Origin of the sequence: Paractinoplanes tereljensis, assembly GCF_016862435.1 — a bacterium.
Classification (GTDB): domain Bacteria; phylum Actinomycetota; class Actinomycetes; order Mycobacteriales; family Micromonosporaceae; genus Actinoplanes; species Actinoplanes tereljensis.
Map to the genome: position 1 here is coordinate 44,325 of NZ_BOMY01000060.1, position 19,068 is coordinate 63,392.

At 67.0% G+C, this 19,068-nt stretch carries 20 protein-coding genes and 1 pseudogene; 5 read left to right on the forward strand and 16 right to left on the reverse strand.

Going from position 1 to position 19,068, the window contains the following annotated elements:
- Nucleotides 1–502 precede the first annotated feature (502 nt).
- Together Ate02nite_RS44850 and Ate02nite_RS44855 are read right to left on the reverse strand one after the other, a co-directional pair.
- Nucleotides 503–805: a putative type II toxin-antitoxin system PemK/MazF family toxin gene (locus tag Ate02nite_RS44850; RefSeq protein WP_203814095.1), complete on the reverse strand. Its 303-nt coding sequence runs from the start codon at nt 803–805 to the stop codon at nt 503–505.
- Nucleotides 802–1,245, reverse strand: a complete 444-nt coding sequence (locus Ate02nite_RS44855; RefSeq protein ID WP_203814096.1) for a hypothetical protein — start codon at nt 1,243–1,245, stop codon at nt 802–804. Before Ate02nite_RS44855 ends, Ate02nite_RS44850 begins: the two co-directional genes overlap by 4 nt.
- A 65-nt stretch (nt 1,246–1,310) precedes the next feature.
- On the opposite strand from Ate02nite_RS44855, the pseudogene Ate02nite_RS50085 reads away from it, so the two are divergent.
- The 3 genes and pseudogenes from Ate02nite_RS50085 to Ate02nite_RS44865 form a co-directional block, all read left to right on the forward strand.
- Nucleotides 1,311–1,808 (forward strand): annotated as a pseudogene (locus tag Ate02nite_RS50085) (hypothetical protein); the annotation flags it as partial.
- A gap of 26 nt (nt 1,809–1,834) precedes the next feature.
- Nucleotides 1,835–2,044 carry a hypothetical protein gene (locus Ate02nite_RS44860; RefSeq protein WP_203814097.1) on the forward strand — a complete coding sequence of 70 codons (210 nt, stop codon included), beginning with the start codon at nt 1,835–1,837 and terminating at the stop codon, nt 2,042–2,044.
- Nucleotides 2,045–2,312: 268 nt separating this feature from the next.
- Entirely contained in the window at nt 2,313–2,792 is a 480-nt protein-coding gene (locus Ate02nite_RS44865; protein WP_239148168.1) for a hypothetical protein, read from the forward strand.
- A gap of 1,020 nt (nt 2,793–3,812) precedes the next feature.
- On the opposite strand, the gene Ate02nite_RS44870 is transcribed toward Ate02nite_RS44865, so the two are convergent.
- Complete coding sequence (locus tag Ate02nite_RS44870; protein ID WP_203814098.1) at nt 3,813–4,673, reverse strand: hypothetical protein; 861 nt, start codon at nt 4,671–4,673, stop codon at nt 3,813–3,815.
- Between the two features lie 302 nt (nt 4,674–4,975).
- On the opposite strand from Ate02nite_RS44870, the gene Ate02nite_RS44875 reads away from it, so the two are divergent.
- Nucleotides 4,976–6,244 (forward strand): ATP-binding protein, encoded by a 1,269-nt coding sequence (locus Ate02nite_RS44875; protein WP_203814099.1) that lies wholly within the window; start codon nt 4,976–4,978, stop codon nt 6,242–6,244.
- A gap of 196 nt (nt 6,245–6,440) precedes the next feature.
- Here the strand turns inward: Ate02nite_RS44875 and Ate02nite_RS44880 are convergent, their stop codons facing one another.
- The 9 genes from Ate02nite_RS44880 to Ate02nite_RS44920 all read right to left on the reverse strand — a co-directional run bounded on the left by Ate02nite_RS44880 (nt 6,441) and on the right by Ate02nite_RS44920 (nt 15,363).
- Nucleotides 6,441–7,016, reverse strand: a complete 576-nt coding sequence (locus Ate02nite_RS44880; RefSeq protein ID WP_203814100.1) for a TetR/AcrR family transcriptional regulator — start codon at nt 7,014–7,016, stop codon at nt 6,441–6,443.
- Nucleotides 7,013–7,579, reverse strand: a complete 567-nt coding sequence (locus tag Ate02nite_RS44885; protein WP_239148199.1) for a TetR/AcrR family transcriptional regulator — start codon at nt 7,577–7,579, stop codon at nt 7,013–7,015. Before Ate02nite_RS44885 ends, Ate02nite_RS44880 begins: the two co-directional genes overlap by 4 nt.
- A complete protein-coding gene (locus tag Ate02nite_RS44890; RefSeq protein ID WP_239148169.1) occupies nt 7,579–9,333 on the reverse strand; it encodes a purine-cytosine permease family protein in 1,755 nt (584 codons plus the stop codon). The genes Ate02nite_RS44885 and Ate02nite_RS44890 overlap by 1 nt, the downstream gene beginning before the upstream one ends.
- Before the next feature lie 6 nt (nt 9,334–9,339).
- Entirely contained in the window at nt 9,340–10,023 is a 684-nt protein-coding gene (locus Ate02nite_RS44895) for an ATP-binding cassette domain-containing protein (protein WP_203814102.1), read from the reverse strand.
- Nucleotides 10,024–10,025: 2 nt separating this feature from the next.
- Nucleotides 10,026–10,829, reverse strand: a complete 804-nt coding sequence (urtD, locus tag Ate02nite_RS44900) for an urea ABC transporter ATP-binding protein UrtD (protein WP_203814103.1) — start codon at nt 10,827–10,829, stop codon at nt 10,026–10,028.
- Complete coding sequence (urtC, locus tag Ate02nite_RS44905) at nt 10,826–11,938, reverse strand: urea ABC transporter permease subunit UrtC (RefSeq protein ID WP_203814104.1); 1,113 nt, start codon at nt 11,936–11,938, stop codon at nt 10,826–10,828. Before urtC ends, urtD begins: the two co-directional genes overlap by 4 nt.
- Nucleotides 11,935–12,819: an urea ABC transporter permease subunit UrtB gene (gene urtB, locus Ate02nite_RS44910; RefSeq protein WP_203814105.1), complete on the reverse strand. Its 885-nt coding sequence runs from the start codon at nt 12,817–12,819 to the stop codon at nt 11,935–11,937. Before urtB ends, urtC begins: the two co-directional genes overlap by 4 nt.
- A gap of 73 nt (nt 12,820–12,892) precedes the next feature.
- On the reverse strand, nt 12,893–14,170 hold the full coding sequence (gene urtA / locus Ate02nite_RS44915; protein ID WP_239148170.1) for an urea ABC transporter substrate-binding protein: 1,278 nt from the start codon (nt 14,168–14,170) through the stop codon (nt 12,893–12,895).
- Between the two features lie 392 nt (nt 14,171–14,562).
- Nucleotides 14,563–15,363, reverse strand: a complete 801-nt coding sequence (locus Ate02nite_RS44920) for a hypothetical protein (protein ID WP_203814107.1) — start codon at nt 15,361–15,363, stop codon at nt 14,563–14,565.
- Between the two features lie 105 nt (nt 15,364–15,468).
- Here Ate02nite_RS44920 and Ate02nite_RS44925 point away from each other — a divergent pair, with 105 nt between their 5' ends.
- Nucleotides 15,469–16,299: an SCO6745 family protein gene (locus Ate02nite_RS44925; RefSeq protein WP_239148171.1), complete on the forward strand. Its 831-nt coding sequence runs from the start codon at nt 15,469–15,471 to the stop codon at nt 16,297–16,299.
- Here the strand turns inward: Ate02nite_RS44925 and Ate02nite_RS44930 are convergent.
- The 4 genes from Ate02nite_RS44930 to Ate02nite_RS44945 are packed head-to-tail and all read right to left on the reverse strand — an operon-like array spanning nt 16,265 to nt 19,063.
- A complete protein-coding gene (locus tag Ate02nite_RS44930) occupies nt 16,265–16,963 on the reverse strand; it encodes a peptidase E (RefSeq protein WP_239148172.1) in 699 nt (232 codons plus the stop codon). The genes Ate02nite_RS44925 and Ate02nite_RS44930 overlap by 35 nt on opposite strands.
- On the reverse strand, nt 16,960–17,943 hold the full coding sequence (locus Ate02nite_RS44935; protein ID WP_203814108.1) for an alpha/beta fold hydrolase: 984 nt from the start codon (nt 17,941–17,943) through the stop codon (nt 16,960–16,962). Before Ate02nite_RS44935 ends, Ate02nite_RS44930 begins: the two co-directional genes overlap by 4 nt.
- Complete coding sequence (locus tag Ate02nite_RS44940) at nt 17,940–18,653, reverse strand: YdcF family protein (RefSeq protein WP_203814109.1); 714 nt, start codon at nt 18,651–18,653, stop codon at nt 17,940–17,942. Before Ate02nite_RS44940 ends, Ate02nite_RS44935 begins: the two co-directional genes overlap by 4 nt.
- Nucleotides 18,650–19,063, reverse strand: coding sequence for an RpiB/LacA/LacB family sugar-phosphate isomerase (locus Ate02nite_RS44945; RefSeq protein ID WP_203814110.1), 414 nt, complete (start codon nt 19,061–19,063; stop codon nt 18,650–18,652). Before Ate02nite_RS44945 ends, Ate02nite_RS44940 begins: the two co-directional genes overlap by 4 nt.
- Nucleotides 19,064–19,068: the final 5 nt, after the last annotated feature.

The following is a 19,068-nucleotide window of genomic DNA, read 5'->3' on the forward strand; positions in this document are numbered from 1 at the left end:
CGCTGGCGGAGTCGCGTGCATCGGCGAGGTGTACACATCCTTCCGCACAGAAATCTCTGGCCCGCAATCCAGCGTCGTCTGACTCGAGTGAAACAAGATCCGGGACTGGCGCCGCAGCTCGCGCGTGCCAACGCGGAGAGGGCCAGCCATATGACATCGGCGACGATTGTCGGCGACGCGATGGTGCTGCCACCTCGTGGGCGAAGATCCAAGGCCAAACGGAGGAATCGCCGCAAGCGCTAGCACTTATCCATGGCGGCTGCGTTGCGGATCGGCCGAGAACCGGTTGCCCTGAACGAGTGCGTGGCGGTTCGCACGGCGCAACGTTCGGCCCGGCAATGGACGACCTGCGGGTTTTTGCCCGGTGGATGCGGCATTGTGCGGACCATGGCTCGTCTGATGGTCCTTGGCGGCCTGTTCCGATACGCGTTGTGAACTATTCGGTGGCCCGGCAGCGTGGCGCAGTCCGCGGTGGCCTGCGTCGAGGCCGGCGCGATTCTCTTCAGAGTCCCAAGTAGTTGCGCAACGCATCATCGACGCGCGACAGAGTGGTCCGGGACAGTCGGCCCACGCGCGCGCCGACGTTGTCGGGAATGACCGGGCGCAGTCGGGTGACGTCGATGGTTCCGCGTACCGGGTCGGCCGGTGCTGCGGGAACCAGCGAAGGTGATGGCGGTGTCGGGGTGTCGGCGCCGAGGATGACTACGAAGGTGGCGCGGCGCGGGTTGTACGGCGCTGCGGAAACGATCGCGATGCGGGCGCGAGCGTTGCCAATCGTGTACTCATAGACGTCGCCGCGGGTCACGCAGCATCAAGGTCGTGTCGGTCGGCGGCGTCGAGTGCGGCGAGGACGACTTGGTCGTCTGGCGGTAGGGAGGCCTCCCAATCGACGATGACGTCGATGTCGCCTCGTGCTGCCTCGTGGCGAATCGCTCGGTCCAGCCAGCGGCCGACGTCGAGCCCTTCGGCCTCGGCGCGGGACCGGGCAAGGGGGATGCTGTCCTCATCGAGCGTCAGTGACGTTTTCGTTCGCATACCGCTGAACATACCGCTAAACATGCCGCCGACGGTATGGGGTACGGCTGTCGTGGAAGGTCGCGGAGTTTGTCGCACCTTGCCCTTGCCTGCTTCGCCATAGCGCCGGACTGCCGAGTCGCAACCGGCACAGTAACGGTGCGATATTGGGCACGCCGACACCTTGGCGCGATCAGGATCGGTCGTCAGCGCGTTCCAGCCGCCTTCCATTTACCTCGCGACCTGGTCGAACATCTCGGCAAGGGATTTACAGGAACGACGGTCAGGCGGTTCGCATGGTGCATCGTCCGGCCCACTCTATTTGCCTGGGGGCGACCCCCAGGCCCCACGTTACGGTGGGCGCGGTCGGTGGTCCGATCACGCCTTCGTCGGGGTTGCGTCCTTCGGCCGATCCACTCACCGGGCTATCTAGTGGCTTCTTGCGGCGAGCCAGGTCAAAGCTTGCTGAGCGGCCTTGTGGTTGGGCCAAGGGCCTGTTCCTCGAGACCGCGACGGATCCGGCCTCGGCCGCGGTGGCGGGTTATCTCCTGCTGCGGTTGAGTGCGCTGGACCGGCTGTGGAACCGGACGTGGCCGTCATTCACGCCTGGCGCCTCCGATCCAGCAGGAGCAGGAGTCACCGAGTCCGTCACTGGTTCGTCAGGAGCAGGCCCGCGAGCGACTGCTGCACGCGGTCGAGCGGGGATACCCGTCTACACCGAGGGACTGCGCCTGTTGATCTCCGGACTCAAGCTTTCAGCTTCCGGGCCGATGGCGAAGACCACGAAGTCCGAGATGCGCTGGATCGCCTTCGCCCGTTCATGGCTGCGGCCGACCTCGCCCAGCCGACCGCGACCTTCCTGGACTCCAGCCCGGCCGGACCTGATGTGGCCCTCTCGATCGGCGGATTCCCCCTTCAGTTTCCGGCCGAGGCCCACCTGACCGCAGAGGGACGAGTCCGACTACCTGACGGCCGTGAGTTCACCGACCTGGTGGCGGCGGCCGCGGCAGCCACCGGTCTGGGCATCTGACACTTCTGGCAATCGGAGCACTCCGGCCCTCTGTCATCCGCCAGAGAGCGGGCACGGCGTGGCCAGTTCGCCTGAGCACTCGTAGCCACCCCTGCATGACGCGCCTGGCTCATCGGACCCGCCAGGGCACGGTGACGGTCCAGGTGAGTGGCCCCGAGCGTTTCGTTAAAGAAACTTTAAGGAACGCTTGCTCGGCGTCATGAACTGCCGCCACATCGTGGCTCGTATATCTCGGCACAAGCAGTACCGAGACGAAGAGGAGCCGTGCATGTATCGACGCGGAGTCAGCAGCCGGACGCGCAAGCTGGTGATTGGAGGTGCCGCCGCAGCGCTGCTCGGCTCGGCGCTCGCGGTCGGTACGGGGATGGGCCAGGCCGCCGAGACCGGAGCCAGCGCCGGTAACATCAACGCTTTGGTGCCGGCGCTGGGTTTCAGCCCGGGCAATCCGAACGCGACGGCCGACCGCGTGGGCCCTACCGGGGTAAACGTTCCCGGTCGCTGCCCACCCACTCAAGCCCAAGTAAACGCGCAGGTAGCGCTCAAGAATGCGAACCTTCCGAGTGGAACGGACCTCGAAAGCCGCATCCAACGTTTTGAAAAAACCTTGTCGGCGATTCAAGACTTGAAATGCCCCGCATCTTCCACGACTTTGCTGGGCCGCTTGAATTCCTTGACCGCACTGCGCGGAAACGCGAACCGCGACAACATCCTGCGTGGATTGGGTTTGAACGAAACGCCAGCGGGATAAAGCCACGGGGAATGCGGCACCGTAAAACGCGCCAGCGAAACAAGCGGTCCTGATCCACCGCACGGAACCACCTCGCCGGAGGCCCTCGCACCACGGGGGTCTCAGGCGCGTCCGTGTGGGGGCCATGCGTGCGGTGATCTTCGGCTACTTCATATTTCGCAGCCACCGCCGCAACACTGTCCCAGTGACATCGCGCCCACCGACGCCCCCGTCCCCACCGCCGATCGCCATGATCGCAGCCATTTTGTCGCCCATGAGCCGACCGAGCGACCGCATTCCCGCAGCGCCACAGCGGCGCCGCGGCGGCGGCCCGGCAACCAGCCGCCGGGCATCGCCCCACTGAAATCGATGATCTTCGTGGTGCGGAGAAAGGGTCCTGACGGTAAGCCGCTAAGAACCGGCGAAACCGCGCATCTGTGGGACCGCTAGGAGTGCTCAGCGGGGCCCCGACTGTGGCGTGAGCAGGTCAAACGTTCTGGCAGCGGATGCCCGGGAACGGTGGTCGGGCGGTTCGCATGGTGCAACGTTCGGCCCACCACATCTTCTCCGGGGGCGACCCCTCGGACACCCCACGGTGCGGTGGTCACGCCGGACGGTCCGGCGCCGGCTGCCGCGAGGCGCGTTCTTAGTGCGTATGAGCGAGCCTCCCAGCGCGAGCAGGCGTAACCCAGCATCGGTAGCCCATGCGTCCGGCACTGCGGCGTCTTGTCGGCGCCCGGCCGCTCGCTCGACCATGGTGCGCGTCCTACCGTGGACACGAGCCAGCCGCGCGTAGATACACGCTGGCCCTAGCGCAGCAACGCGAGCGTGACCTCGACGATCTGGGTGACTGGCTATTCCGGGTGTCTGCAAACACTCGTGATCTAGGGCGAATGCAGGGTGGGTTTGCGCGCCAGGATCCGTAAAGAGTCTGCTAGGCGCTCGGTCGGCGGATAAGCCGACCCAGCAGGCGGAGGTTTTTCGTCGCTCCCAGCCCGGGTAAGCGGCTGACGACCTCCCGACTGTTAATGGCACCTTTTCTCACCAGATCCTGTCCTCAAGTTCGTGGTCTAGCGGGTAAAACCTGTAGGCAACCCGGAACTCCACCGGGCCGGAATGCACTTTGACCTGGGCTATACCGGATTGATGGGGTGACACGCAAACGATGGCATCTGAATTTAGATTGACCGTCACGTAAGCCCCGTTGGTTTGCTTGGCCGCCTTCTCCAATGCCACTTTACACTCTTCCTTCCCGGAGATTCCGTCGTTGCTCTGAAGTATGGCCGAAGGCATGAGAAACCAAAGTTCCGGACCTCTTCCTGGTCCCTTCTGATCAGTGACGGCCATGTCGGGAACTGCCTGTCGAGCAAACTCTTCCCAGATTGGGGCAACGGGGCTTTTCGACGAGTATTTCCTCCGAGTCTCTGTGCTGACAAATATGGCTTCGGCCGGCCCGAAGTGAAGCGTGTCCTCGCCACTCATAAACGTTGCCCCGAAGTAAGGGCGCGGCGCCTGCGGAGCGAAGTTATCCCACAGTACGATCCCATAGAGCACTAAGAGTGCAGCAGCTACGGCAGCGAATGCGTACCCGTTGTTCAAGTGGCGACGCATAGTCGGGAGGAAACATCTTGCAATCGAAGATCCTGTTCGGCCGGCCTTCTCAATGCTGGGCGTGTTGGAGGCGTCTGGGATATGAGCCGGAGACGCATATGCCCGTCGCCACAACTCTGCGATAAAAAGTGTGTCGATCAGGATGAACCAGGCTGCATAAAAACCCAATGCGCCACCGATTTGGTCGGCTTTGCTCCATGATCCCGATCGAACCTGCAGGTAAAAGATGACTGCCACGGTGAATGCGTTCAAACCGACGACAATCCAGAAGATCGCCTTCCATCGACTCATGGAAGGGCACAATACCGACCTTTTCTTGGCATGGCGGTTGTGTCGGAATCAAGGCAGGCTGGCAGGAGTCGACGATCCGTCCGCCTTGGTTGGGCCGTTCGCGGACCACTCCTGGGCGGCTTCGACTCAAAGGCTTGGGCCGTGGCGAGGTGCGCGATCGAGGTTTGCATGAGCAGTAGCGTCCTTGTTCAGGGACGCCCGGGCATGCCGAGAAACTTCGGCAGACTAGAGCATGTGCGTTTGGAAGACTAAGAGCTGTGCATTTGGACGTGTAGGAGGTGCGCTTCGGGTAGAGTGGCTTTGTGGTCGAGTACCGGCGGCGTGTCCTGGATGACGCGCTGGATGAGCTTCAGCCTCATCTACGTGCCCTGTCGATCCATGGGCCGAAGGGCGTGGGAAAGACAGCGACAGCGACGCAGCGCGCCGTGTCAATCGTCGATCTCAGCCTTCCTGCCCAGCGAGAGATCCTCAGTGCGGATCCGTCCGTCTTGTCTCGCCTGGCCGGGCCGGTCCTGGTGGATGAATGGCAGCGGTTCCCCGAGGTTTGGGACCAGGTGCGCCGCGCGGTCGATGCCGGTTCTCCGCCTGGGCACTTCATCATCGCCGGCAGTTCGGCACCTCGGGGCACGGTGATCCACTCAGGTGCTGGACGGATCGTCCCGATGCGGATGCGCCCACTCAGCGTGGCGGAACGGGATATCGAAACTTCGACGGTCAGCCTGTCCGCGCTGCTGGCCGGCGACCGCGACGTCGATGGGGGCACCAAGCTCGGGCTGGCCGACTACGTCGAGGAGATCACCGCGTCCGGATTCCCCGCCATCCGGGGACTTCCGTCCCGGGTCCGCCGGGCCGAGTTGGACGCATACCTGGACAACGTCGTCGAGCGGGAGTTCCCTGAGCAGGGCTATCCGGTCCGCCGTCCGGCTGTGCTACGCGCCTGGCTTGCCGCATACGCCGCCGCGACATCGACGACGGCGACCTACTCGAAAATTCTCGACGCGGCCACCGCCGGGTTGGCGAACAAACCGGCCAAGGAGACCACACTCGCCTACCGCGACGCCCTGTCCTCGCTGTGGTTGCTCGACGACCTGCCACCGTGGATTCCCGGCCACAACCATCTTGATCGGCTCGGGCAGTCCGCCCGGCATCACCTGGCCGACCCGGCGCTTGCCGCTCGGCTGCTGGGACTCGACGCCGCTGCACTGCTACGGGCCGAACAGGGCAGTACCAACCTGTCCGAAGGCACGATCCTCGGCGCTCTTTTCGAGCACCTCGTGGCGCTCAGCGTCCACACTTATGCCGAGGCAGCCGAGGGCCGGGTAAGCCACCTACGGACGCGCAACAACCTCCACGAAGTGGATCTCATAGTTCAGCACGCCGGTGGAAGGGTGCTGGCCGTCGAGGTCAAGCTGGCCGACCGCGTCGAAGACGCGGACACCAAGCATCTGCATTGGCTGCGCGACCGGATCGGCGAAGACCTGATTGACTCCGTCGTCATCTATGCGGGTGAGCGCGCTTACCGCCGCCGCGACGGCGTAGCCGTCGTCCCTTTGGCATTGCTCGGCCCCTGACGACTGGTTGCCGCCCGTCGAACGTTATTCCGGACAGCTTCCGAGTTCGTTCTGAAGCCGATGATGCCGTTTTTGAACTGATCAAGCATCCTGACAAGGCGTTGGCGGCTGCGTTAACGGCGTTCTTGATAACGGCCGACATACCCGTCAGTACAACGGCTGGCACGCCCGGAGCGACCGCCGCGGCAATAGCGCCCTACGGGGCGACTCGGTTGCGGATGCTGTCCAGCACCGCCTCTGCCGCCCACGCGGCGGCGTCGGCTATGTCGCGCCGGTCCATGGCGAACTCGCGGCGGAACGTCACCCAGGCGCCGACGGAGTCGAGGTGTGACAGCGCCGCGATAACCGCCGTGCGCTGCGCCGCGTCCAGGGACGGCACCTCGGCATCCAGCAGCCGCTCCAGCTGCGCCCGGCCGGGAGACGGCGCGGCGCCGCTCACGCCTCGCATCGCTGTCTCGGCGACGACGTGCGCTAGTTCCGGCCGGGCGTCGTACCGTTGCATCGCTTCGCGGATCGCTAGGGGGATGTCGAAGATCGAGTGCGACTCCTCGCGGGCGAACACCGTAGCCTCGATCCACGCTGCGGTTGCCAGCAGCAGGTCGACCCGCGTGGGGTAGTTGCGGAACACCGTGCGCTCGGCGATGCCGGCCCGGCGCGCGATGACCCGGTTCGACACGTCGTCGCTGCCCAGTTCCTCGATCAGGCCGGCGTAGGCGTCGAGGATCGCCACCTGCGTGCCGCTCAGCGCCGGGTCGGCCGCCGGCTCGGTCACGGCTCCACCCGCGTCGCGTCGGGCAGCTTGGCGAGCACGGTGTCGACGGCGCGGTCGAACGCGTCGCAGATCTCGGCGGCGTCCAGGTCGAAGCTCGTGCGCAGGCGCGCCCAGAACATCGCCGACGAGAAGTACCGCAGGGATGCCGCGATCCGGCGCCGATCACGTCGGTTGAGCGTCGGCGCCGCTACGTCGAGCATCGCCTCGATCGCACGGGTGATGTAGGCCGGCTCGATGTCGAGCGTCGGCGAGATCGCGGACGCCCGGGCGCCGACGTACGCGTACGCGGGCAACGCGTCGAAGGCCCGGAAGCGCTCGTGCACGGCGGCGCGGAAATCGGACACGGTCACGAACGGCGGCAGCGGGAAGAAGGCCTGCTCGATCCAGTTCGAGAGTGCGGCGAGCAGGTGCGCGCGCGTGGGGTACTGACGGTAGATCGTGCGTTCCGAGATGCCGACCTCGTCGGCGAGGGCACGATAGGAGATGTCGTCGAAGGTGCGCTCGCGCAGCAGCACCGCGGCACTCGCGAGAATCGCGGTCGCGGTGTCGACCGGCTCCTCCATCACGTCCCCCTCCCTCGGGTGGTCGCCCAGTGCGTGGGCCTGACGACCTCCGGCGGGAGCACGTAGCGATCGGAATTGTCGAGCGTGAGCGCCAGCGACGAGACGTACTGCACCTCGCCGCGCGGTCCCCTCTCGGCCGAGGCCAGCATATCCGGCCGCTCGAACGTATAGCCGGTGACATGGCAGCGGAGCCGCTCACCGGAGGGGTTGCCGTGCTCGTCGAACCGGGGGGAGTCGATGCCGTCGGATTGGCGGCGCAGGTAGTAGCGGCCCCGCGTGGCGACGGCCATGACCGGCGTGGCCACGAACGCGACGCCGATCGCGATGAGCACGGAGAACGGCTTGACCGCGGCGCCGAGCAACCCGGCGAACGCGAGCAGCGACAGCACCGAGGCGAGCCCCACCGACACGAGCCCCACCGGGTTCCAGTCGTGCAGCATGCCGCGGCGGAACTCGGGGAAGCGCGGCGAGATGCGCAACAACCACTTGTTGATCGCGATATCGGTGGCGATCGTCACGAGCCACGCCATGACGACGTTCGCGTAGAGGCTCAGCACGAAGGAGATGAGGGTGAAGACGTCCAACATCATGAACGTGTAGGCGATCACAAGATTGAACAGCACGAAGATCGTACGGCCTGGGTAGTGCTTCGCCACCCGGGTGAAGACGTTCGACCACGCGAGTGAGCCCGAGTAGGCGTTGGTCACGTTGATCTTCACCTGCGCGACCACGATGAGCACCAGGGCGAGAACGATCGCGAGCCAGTCGGGGATAAGGGTCTGGTACATCTCGACGAATTGCTTGACCGGTTCGGTCGCCTGGTGCCCGAGATCGGGTTCGACCCGCACCAGGAGGTAGACGGCGAGAAACACCCCGATCACCTGCTTGGTGCCGCTGAAGACGACCCAGCCCGGGCCGGCGAACGCGAACGACGTCCACCACGAGCGGGCGTTCGACGGCGTACGCGGCGGCATGGCGCGGAGGTAGTCGATCTGCTCCGCCAGCTGCGGGGTGAGGGCGAAGCACACGGCGGCACTCGAGACGATGGCGCCGAAGCTGATCGAGCCGTCGGAGTTGCCGGTGAACGACGTGAAGGCGCGGACAGCCTCGGGGTCGGAGACGACGATCCACAGCAGCGGCAGCAGGGCCAGGGCGAGCCACAGGGGCGTGGTCCAGAACTGCAGGCGCTCCAGCGCGCGCATGCCGTAGATGACGATCGGGATCACGACGACGGTCGAGATGAGATAGCCGATCCACAGCGGCATCCCCGTCGCCAGTTGCAGCCCCTGCGCCATGATGGCGCCCTCCAGGGCGAAGAAGATGCAGGTGAAACCCGCGAAGACCACAGTCGTGATGATGGAGCCGTAGTAGCCGAATCCGGAGCCGCGGGCGATGAGGTCGAGGTCGAGGTTGTAGCGGGCGGCGTAGTAGGCGACGGGCACACCGACGATGAGGATGATGACCGACGCGAACACGATGCCGAGTACGGCGTTGGGGGTGCCGTGGTCGATGCCGATGCTCGCGCCGATCGAGAAGTCGGCGAGGAACGCGATGGACCCGAGGGCGGTCGCGCCGACGGAGGCCGCGCTCCAGCGCCGGAAGGTCCGCGGCACATAGCGGAAGGCGTAGTCCTCCAGGCTGTCCTCTGCGGCCGCGCGCGCGTTGTACGTCGACACAGTGGCATCCCCTAAGGCACCTTGCGTTGGGGAAGCATTACCGTCAGGTGTTACGACGGCATTGCCGACGTGGGTCACATCGCCTCAGATCGCCATGGCGGCTCGCACGGTGGAGGCTGCGGCCAAACCACCATCACCGGTCTGTGTGACGAAGCCCGACGCGAGCACGACGTAACGCTCGGCGGCCTCGAGGGCGAAGCCGATGTGCTGCTCGACGAGCAGCACATGGATGCCCTCGCCGGCCAGCTGCATGATGGTCTGCTCGATCTCGGCGACGATCGTGGGCTGGATGCCCTCGGTCGGCTCGTCCAGGATGAGCAGCTTCGGCTCGGTGATGAGGGCGCGGGCGATCGCGAGCTGCTGGCGCTGCCCGCCCGAGAGCAGGCCCGCCTTCCGGGTGGCGAACTTCTCCAGCGCGGGGAAGCGGGCCATCTGGGCTTCGATGAGGGCCTTGCCGCGCCGGCGCCCGTCGGCGACGAGCTGCAGATTCTCCAGCGTTGTGAGCTGGCCGAACGCCTGCTGACCCTGCGGTACGTACGCCATACCGCGGGCAACGCGCTTGTTGGGGGCGAGCGACGAGATGTCCTCGCCGTCGAACAGCACGCGGCCCTTCGTCGGCTTGAGGAGGCCGATCGCGAGGCGCAGCAGGGTCGTCTTGCCGGCGCCGTTGTGGCCGAGCACGGCCACCACCTTGCCGGCCGGCACCGTCACGCCGTGCAGCACCCGCGTACGCCCGTAGCCGGCCTCGATGTCGGTGATCTCGAGCATGTTCAGTCCTCCGTCAGCTTCAGCGTCTCGGCCACTGCTTCGGGCACGACCGCCATGGCGGCAGCGGTGGCGGCGCCCGCGGTGCCGAGGTAGACCTCCTGCACCTTGGGATCGGCCTGAACCTCGGCCACCGTGCCCTGCGAGAGCACCTTGCCCTGGTGCAGCACTGTCACGCGGGTGGCGAAGCGGCGCATGAAGTCCATGTCGTGCTCGACCACGAGCACGATCCGCTTCACCGCGATGCGTTGCAGAAGGTCGCCGGTGGCGGTGCGCTCGTCGTGGCTCATGCCGGCGACGGGCTCGTCGAGCAGCAGCACCTTCGCGTCCTGCACGAGCAGCATCGCGATCTCCAGCCACTGCTTCTGGCCATGCGACAGGATGCCGGCCGGCGTGGCCAGCTCGCCGGCGAGGCCGGTCTCCTCCAGCGCCTGCTCGATCGACGGGTCGACGCCGCGCCGGGCCCGCAGCAGCGAGACCGAGGAGCGGTGCAGCCCGGCGGCGATGTCGAGGTTCTGCAGCACGGTGAGCTCGTCGAAGACGCTCGCGGTCTGGAACGTGCGGCCGACCCCGAGGCGGACGATCTTGTGCACCTGCTTGCCGAGCAGCTCGGTCTCGCCGAGCCTCGCCGACCCGGTGCCCCTGGTCAGCCCCGTGATGGCGTCGATGCAGGTGGTCTTGCCGGCTCCGTTCGGGCCGATCAGGAACCGGACCTCGCCGGGGTGCGCGTCGAAGGAGACGCCGCCGACCGCGACGAAACCCGAGAACTCGACGTGGAGATCCGTGACAACGAGCGAAGCGCCGGTCATGCCCGTACCTCTTCAAGCTCTGCGGCCGTGATCGGCGGGGTGGGCTGTTCGGCCGGGCGCCGGCGGATCGCCGCGAACCTGGCCGGCAGCGACGACAACCCGCTCGGGAGGAAGAGAATGACAACTACGAAGAGCAGACCGAGGATGTACGTCCAGCCGTCGGGCCAGGTCGAACCGAGGCTCGACTGCCCCCATCCGACCGCCATCGCGCCGAGCGCGGGGCCGAAGAGTGATGCGCGGCCGCCGAAGGCGACGCCCGCGATCATGAGGATCGAGGCAGCGGCACCGATCTCGGCCGGGGTGATGATGCCGACGATGGGCACGAACATCGCTCCGCCGATGCTCGCCATCAGCGCGGAGACGACGAAGGCGACGAGCTTGATGTTGGCCGGGTCGTAGCCGAGGAAGCGCACGCGCTCCTCGGCGTCCCGGGTGGCGACGAGGAGCTCACCGAAGCGGCTGCGGTAGAACTGCCACACCGCGAGCAGGCACACGATGAGCAGAGCGGCCGCGATGAGGTACACCATGACCTTGTTCGCCGGGTCGTTCAGCACGAAGCCGAAGAAGAACTTGAAGTCGCTGAGCCCGGTGTCGCCGCCGGTCTCGCGGATCGTGGAGCTGATCAGGGTGGCCAGCGCGACGGCGAGCGCCTGGGTCAGGATCGCGAAGTACGCGCCCTTCACCCGGCGCTTGAACAGCGCGTAGCCGAGGATGCCGGCCGCGACCACCGGGAGCACCACGATCGCCGCCAGGGTGAACCCCGCGCTGCGGAACGGCTCCCAGAACGCCGGGAGCGGCGCGAGCGGGTCGTAGAGCACCATGAATCCCGGAACCCGGTCACCGGCGGTCTCCAGCGTGAGGTGCATGGCCATCGCGTAGGCACCGAGGGCGAAGAACACCCCCTGCCCCATCACCAGCATCCCGCCCCGGCCCCACGCGAGGCCGATGCCGACGGCGGCGATGGCCCAGCAGCAGTACTTGCCGAGGTTGTTGAGCCAGTGATCGGAGAGTACGGCGGGAGCGACCGCGAGGAGCAGGACGGCGAACATCGCGATGCCGCTGAGGGCCGCGATGCCTCTGAGGGAGGGCAATGGCTTCAGCTTGGTCATGCCAGACTCCTGGTTCGCACCGTGAACAGGCCCTGCGGGCGTACCTGCAGGAAGACGATCACGAGGATGAAGGCGAGCACCTGCGCCAGGCTGCCGGTCGTCCAGTAGGCGAAGCACGAGAGGGCGACGCCCACCGCCCACGCGGCGATGATGGTGCCCTTGAGCTGGCCGATGCCGCCGGCGGCGACGACGAGGAAGGCCGGGATGATGTACTGCGCGCCCATCTGGGAGTTCGTGCCGCCGATGAGCGACGCGGCCACTCCGGCGACCCCGGCCAGGCCCGACCCGACGAAGAAGGTGAGGCGGTCGATGGTGCGGGTCGAGATCCCGGTGGTCTCGGCGAGGTCCCGGTTGTGCACGGTCGCCCGGATGCGGCGGCCGAACGAGGTGTATTTGAGCCACGCCGACAGTGCGGCGACGCAGACGCTCGCGAGCACGATGGTGAACAGCTGCCGCAGCGGCCATTCGTAGCCGAGGACGTTCAGCTGCCCGTCGAGCCAGCTGGGCTTCTCCACCGGAACGCCCTGGGACGGGAAGATCTGCAGTGCCGCCTGCTGCAGGATCAGGCTGACCCCGACCGTGACGAGCAGGGTGTCGAGGGGCCGGCGGTACATCCATCGGATGATGGTGACCTCCAGCAGGAGGCCGAACAGGCCGGCGACGACGAACGCGACCGGCAGCGCGACCGGGATCGACAGGTCACTGGCGGCGATGACCTGCTGGACGAGGTAGGCGGTGAAGGCGCCGAGCATGAGGAACTCGCCATGGGCCATGTTGATCACGCCCATCTGGCCGAAGGTGAGCGAGAGGCCCAGCGCGGCCAGGAGGAGCAGCGCACCCTGTGCGCTGCCGTTCAGCAGCTGTGAGATCAGTGCGTCCACGTGCGATCGCTCTCTGTGTGGGGGTGGGGTTGCGTGCCGCGGGCGACACGCAACCCCGCGTCCAGGTGGAGGATCAGCCCGCCGCGCCCACGAGCTGCTTGCGGATGTCCGCCGGGAACCAGTCGTAGGCCTCGAGGTACGGGTCCGGTTCGATGAACTTGTCGGAGGACCAGACGATGTCGAACTGGTTGTTGGCGTTGATCTGGCCGATGTGGCCCGGCTTGGAGATGTGGTGGTTCTTGCCGTCGAGCGTGACCTTGCCCTCCGGCGCGTCGAACGTGATGGTGTGCGACTTCGCCGCGGCGTTCACCGCGTTGACGTCGAACGAGCCGGCCGCCTCGACGAGGGACTTGTACAGGTACAGCGAGATGTAGGCGGCCTCCATCGGGTCGGAGGTGACGCCGCTGCTGTTGGGGTAGGCCTTCCAGCTCTGGATGAACTTCGGGTTGGTGTCGGTCTTGAGCGACTGGAAGTAGTTCCAGGACGCGTAGTTGCCGGTGACCTCGTGGCCCATGGCCGGCGCCTCCTCCTCGGCGATCGACACCGAGATGATCGGCGTCTTCGCGGGAGTGAGGCCGGCGTCGTAGTACGCCTTGACGAAGCCGACGTTCGACGAGCCGTTGATGGTGTTGAAGATGAAGTCGGGCTTGGCCGCCACGATCTTCGCCACCTGGCTGGTCCAGTCGTCCTTGTCGAGGGGTACGTACTCCTCACCGACGATCTTGATGCCGAGCTTGGCCGCGTAGAGCTTGATGATCGCGTTCGCGGTGCGGGGGAAGACGTAGTCGCTACCCGCGAGGAACAGCGTCTTCACTCCCTTGGAGGCGAGGAAGTCCATCGCCGGGATGATCTGCTGGTTGGTGGTCGCGCCGGTGTAGTAGATGTTCGGCGACGACTCGAGGCCCTCGTACTGCACCGGGTAGAAGAAGAGGCCGTTGAGCTTCTCGACCACCGGCTTCACGGCCTTGCGCGAGGACGAGGTCCAGCCGCCGAAGATCGCGGCGACGCAGTCCTGGGTGAGCAGCTTCTCGGTCTTCTCCGCGAAGGTGGGCCAGTCGGTGGCGCCGTCTTCCTGGACGTACTGGATCTTCTTGCCGAGGATGCCGCCGCTGGTGTTGATCTCGTCGGCGGCCATGTGCAGCACGTTGGAGACGGTCTTCTCGGAGATCGCCATGCCACCGGTAAGGGAGTTGAGGAAGCCGAGCTTGATGGTGCTGCCGGAGGTGTCGACGCAGCTGGCGGCCGCGGAGGCCCCGGCGGTGGACGTGTCGTCGCCGGCGCGGGCGCCACAGCCGGCGAGCACGAGGGCCATGGTCGTCCCGATGGCGCCGATAGCCACAGACGCGCGCATCCGCTTATTGGTGGTCAACATATGCGAGAACTCCGTTCCTGCTGAAGGGGACGTGCCGCCGGGGCCGCGGCACGGCAGATCGTGCGGATGAGATCTCCAGAGCTAGCCGCCGTCGTCCGAGCTCCCCGCCCCGTGCCGCCGGCCGCTGTTGCTAGTGAGAGAAGACTGGGCGCGCGTCATTACTCTGACATTTCTTGAATGTTCCAACTCTGTAGCCGCCAGGCCGACCCGGCTGCGATAGTGCTGGAAATACGCGGTTGATCAACAGTCTGCGATGTCAGAGTTCTGTCGGGCTCCGCTAGGGCGCGACACGCATGGCACACTTCTGACATCCCGAAGACGGGTGAACACCACGAGCGCAACGGCGGAACGCCACGGCTCCCTGGGCAGGCTCAGGCGCGGAAAGCGAGTCCGGCCTCGGCCATTGCCGTTCGCAGGCGCCCGAGGGCGTACGGACCGACTCCGTGCAGCGCCTGGACCTCGGCCTCGCTGAGTTCGGCCACCTGTTCGAGCCGGACCACGCCGTGCGCGGTCAGCGCGCGGGTAGCGGGCGCGCCGAGGTGTGGCAGCGGCGTGCCCGGCTCCGGCACCGGTCGAACCTGGGCCGGCCGTGGGTGACCCTCGTGGTCCAGGACGGCGGCACCACGCGCGGAGAGCCGGTACCCGATGTCGAGTGATTCGGTCAGGCCGCGTTCCTTCAGCTTGCGCACGTTCTGTTTGAACGACGGCGTGTCTCGCCCGATCCGTTGTGCCAGGTCGGGTGCCCGGGTGGCCGGCAGTTCGTCGATCAGCAGGAGCGTTGCCCGGGTCCACGGTCCGGTCGGCGAGGCGCGGTCCAGCCGGTCCAGCCCCGCGACGACCGCGGCGATCTCCGCCGCGTCGGGCACCGTTTCCCGCAGCTCATGGCGCGGGTCGGCGCCCGCGTACCGTAGCCCGATCCGATACACCGGCCGGTCGGCGTGCAAGCGGTCCAATCCGTGGCGGAGCGCGGCCAGCGACGCCGCGCCGGCCCGGCCGGCGTCCGCGGCAGTAAGCGACTCCACCGGTACGCGGTCGACGGACGTGACCTCGACCAGCCCGACCGCGGTACGCATCCGGGTACCGACCTTGAGCCGCGGCCGGTCCCACCGGCGGAACGCCACATCGATGTCGCCGGCCCGGATCGACGCCAGTTCAGCTGGACGGATCTGCACGCCACCCAGTTCACCACACTCCAGCGTGTCGGAACCGGGGTCGGCCGATCGTGGAGAGGGTGTGGAGCGGGGCGCGCCGGGCGCCTGCTGGGAAAGGAAACGCTCGTGTCTGCCACTCTTGCTCGTCGGATGTTCGGGCTTCTGGAGCCGATCTGCCTGGTCACCTTCTTCGCTGACGAGTGCAATGACGAACTGGCCGCGCTCGGCCACCCCACTTACTGGGACGGGTACTTCGCCAGCCGGGCCGCGCCGCTGGGGAGGGTGCCCGCGGAGGTCGTACACGCGGCTTTCTACAGCTTTGCCGACGGAGAGGCCGCGCGGCACATCCCGAGCGCGTGGGAGAAGATCTCGCCGGAAGCCTCGGTCGCCGCGCGGGAGCGGGGCAGCGCGGCCTCCGTACGACGAATCCTCGGCGACGAGCTGGCCGGCTCCCCCGGCCTGGCGCGCGCCGCCGACCTGATCACCAAAGCCGCGCTGAGCGCGCCCATCGCAGGCCGGATGATGTACGCCGGGATGCGCACCCTCGAGGTGCCGGGCGACCCGGTCGCCCGGCTGTGGCATTCCGCGACCACGCTGCGCGAGCACCGCGGGGACGGGCACATCGCCGCGCTCCTCGGCGCGTCCATCGGCGGTACGGAGGCGCACGTGATCAGCGCGCTGGCGGCGGGCATCTACCCGGCGGAGTCCTTCGGGCGCATCCACCACCTGCCGAAGAAGCGACTGGCCGCGGTGATGGATGGGTTGCGCGAGCGTGGGCTCATCGACGCCGAGGGCCGGTTCACCGACGCCGGCCGCGAGACCCAGCAGCGCGTCGAAGCCCTGACCGACGAACTCGCTGCCCCGCCCTACGACGCCCTCACGCCCGCCGAACTCGACGAGCTGATCGCCGACCTCGAACCCATCACCGCGAAACTGGTGGCCGCCGGGTCCCAATAGGGTGGAAGCGCCAGCGGCCTTCGGAGATGACGTCCACCTTGTCGCCGCTGACGTGGATGGCTGTCTCGTCGTCGATGAAGTAGATCGGGAAGTCTGCTCGCTCGACGATGCGGTCGGCCCAGGCGTCGTCGCGCTCCGGGAAATGGGGCGAGTAGAGGTGCGGCTTCAGGTACCAGTCGAAGAGGCCGAAAGGTGGCTGCACCGTCGTCGCGCCCAGCGCGTGCAGGTCTGCGGCGTCGCCGATCACGTCGGCGGAGTGTGCCGTCAGGTTTTGACTGAAGATCATTGAGCCGGCGCTCACGCCCACGTAGACCCGGCTCTCCAGTGCCTCCAGGAAACCGTCGGCCAGGTTGTTGCCGGTGATGCTGCGCGCCAGGTGATAGTGGTTGCCACCCTCGACGTAGATGACGTCGGCGTGGCGGAGCCGGTCGAGCACCATCGGTTGCGGCAGGCCGTTCAACTCCAGGACGTCGAACTCCCGCCAGCCGAGGCCGTGCAGCCGGATCATGTCGGCGACGAACCAGCCGTGGTCGCCGGGCTCGGCCACCGACGCCGTCGGCACGAACACGACGTTCGCCGACGCGAACGGCTTTCCCAACATGTCCCGCAGCGCATCCCGCAACGTGTCGTTACGCAGACCGCTCGACGTCAGCAAAAGATTCACCGGAAGAAGTCCTCCAGGATTCGTACGTATAGGTCGGGGTCGGCGAGGTGCACCACGTGGGTTGCGTCGACCCTCTGGTATTTGCCGTTGGGTAGCAGGGATGCGGCCCGGTCGGCGTCCTCCTGGGTCATCGCGCCGTTCAAGGTGCCGTCGGGCAGGACGGTGAAGTCGGCCTGGAGCAGGAGCGCGGGGCAGGTAATTCGGGTCAGGGCCTCGGCGTGGTTGAAGTCCTCGTTCCAGGTGCCGTCGTGGAAGGCCGCTCCGAAGCGTGGGTCGAACTGGTCCATGCCTCTCAGGAACAGGCGAACCGTGTCGTTCGGCAGCACGCCTACCTCTACCGGCTCGCCCCGATGTGCTCGGCGGTAGGCCTTCACCGCCTGGGTCAGCACCCACGCGCTTCCGGGGGCGATGTTGTTGGTGAAGAACTTCTTGTTGCTCGCGATCCAGTAGAGGAGGAAATCGTCCACGCCCTCCTGGACCGCTCGGGAGCACGTGGCGAACGAGCGGTCGGCGATCGTCGTACGGATTCTTGGGTATTCGGCGGAGAACAGCGGTGGGTCCTCCAGGACGATCGCCGTCACCAGGTCGGGGTGGTTTGCGGCCAGCCAGGCGGTCAGCAGGCCGCCGGAGGAGTTGCCGCTTGCGTACGCCGGTTGGCTGATCGTCTTTTCCAGGAAGGCGGCCAGGTCGGCGCCGATGCGGTTGGCCGTCATCGGGTAGCCGGGCGGGACGACGGTGGCGCCGTGGCCGGGATAGTCGATGTCGAAGACGTGGAAGCGGCGGGACAGGGCGGGCAGCACCCGGCTGTAGCTGAACCAGTCCATGTGCTGGGCGTGCAGCAGCACCAACGGCGGGCCGTTGTCCGGGCCCTCCGCGTAACTCAGCTCGATCTCGCCCACCGGGGCGGTCTTCATGGTGAAGCCGGCCTCCGCTACCCGGGCCTTCCAGGGGTCGACATAACCCACGACGGGAAGCCTCATGCCCACCTCGCGTCCGCCGTTCGTACGGTGTAATCGGTTGCATCCCGCAGATAATCGGCTGCGTCTTGGACCTCGGGTGGCACCTCGACGTGGGCGATGAAATCGCGGCCGGCGGGGCCGTACCCGGTCAGCCGGGGTATCTCCCCCAGCAGCAGCGAGACGTACCGGTCGAGCGGCCACATGCCGACCGGCTCGTCCCGATAGCGCAGAGAATCGTCGACGAAAGTCCGGTGCGAGGCGTAGTTGACTATCCGGGTCGACGGTGCGGCGTGACGCCGGAAGCCGGCATCCATCCGCTGCTGCATCGTGCCGTCCTGCACCAGGACGAGCCGGTCGTGCCGGACGCCCTCGGCGCGCAGCAGGGCCAGCGCGTTGGTGACGTTGTTGCCGCAGTTCGTCGACTCCTGCTCGAGCAGGTCGGCGGCCAGGCCGTACCGTTCCCGCAGGTAGCGGTCGAGCAGCGCGGCCTCGCTGAGGCCGTCCCCTAGAACAGCGCGCAAGGCGTCGGTGGTGTGGCCCTGGCCGCCCACGATCAGGTATCGGTCGGCTACGCCGGCCCGCATCGCCGCCGCGAACACGTCGGCACCGGCCAGGATCGTGCCGCCGAACAGGATGGCCACGTCGGCCAGGCCGGCGGTCAGCGACGGGACGTCGCGGCGGGCGCAGAAGCGTACGAGCGTGTTGACGCTCCGGGCGATCGCGGCCGTCATCGTTCGATCGCGGCGATGTTCGCGGCCTCGTCCGGGTCGGGGCCGGACGTGTCCAGGAAGGCCTGCAGCACCTCGACGGCCACGTCGGGAGCGAGCCGTTTGAGGCTCATCGCCAGCACGTTCGCGTCGTTCCAGAGCCGGGCGCCCCTCGCGATCCACGGGTCCCAGGCCACCGCCGCGCGCACCCCGGGGACCTTGTTGGCGGCGATCGCCGTTCCGGTGCCGGTCCAGCACATCACCACGCCGTAGTCGGCGCGGCCGTCGACCACCGCCTGCCCGACGAAACGGCCGAGGTCGGGCCAGCTCGGCGGCGAGTCCGGCCCGATGATCTCGTGACCGGCGGCGGCCAGGGCCTGAGCGACCGCCCGGGTCGTCTCGTTCTCGTCGTCGCTGGCGAACGCTACCCGCATGATGG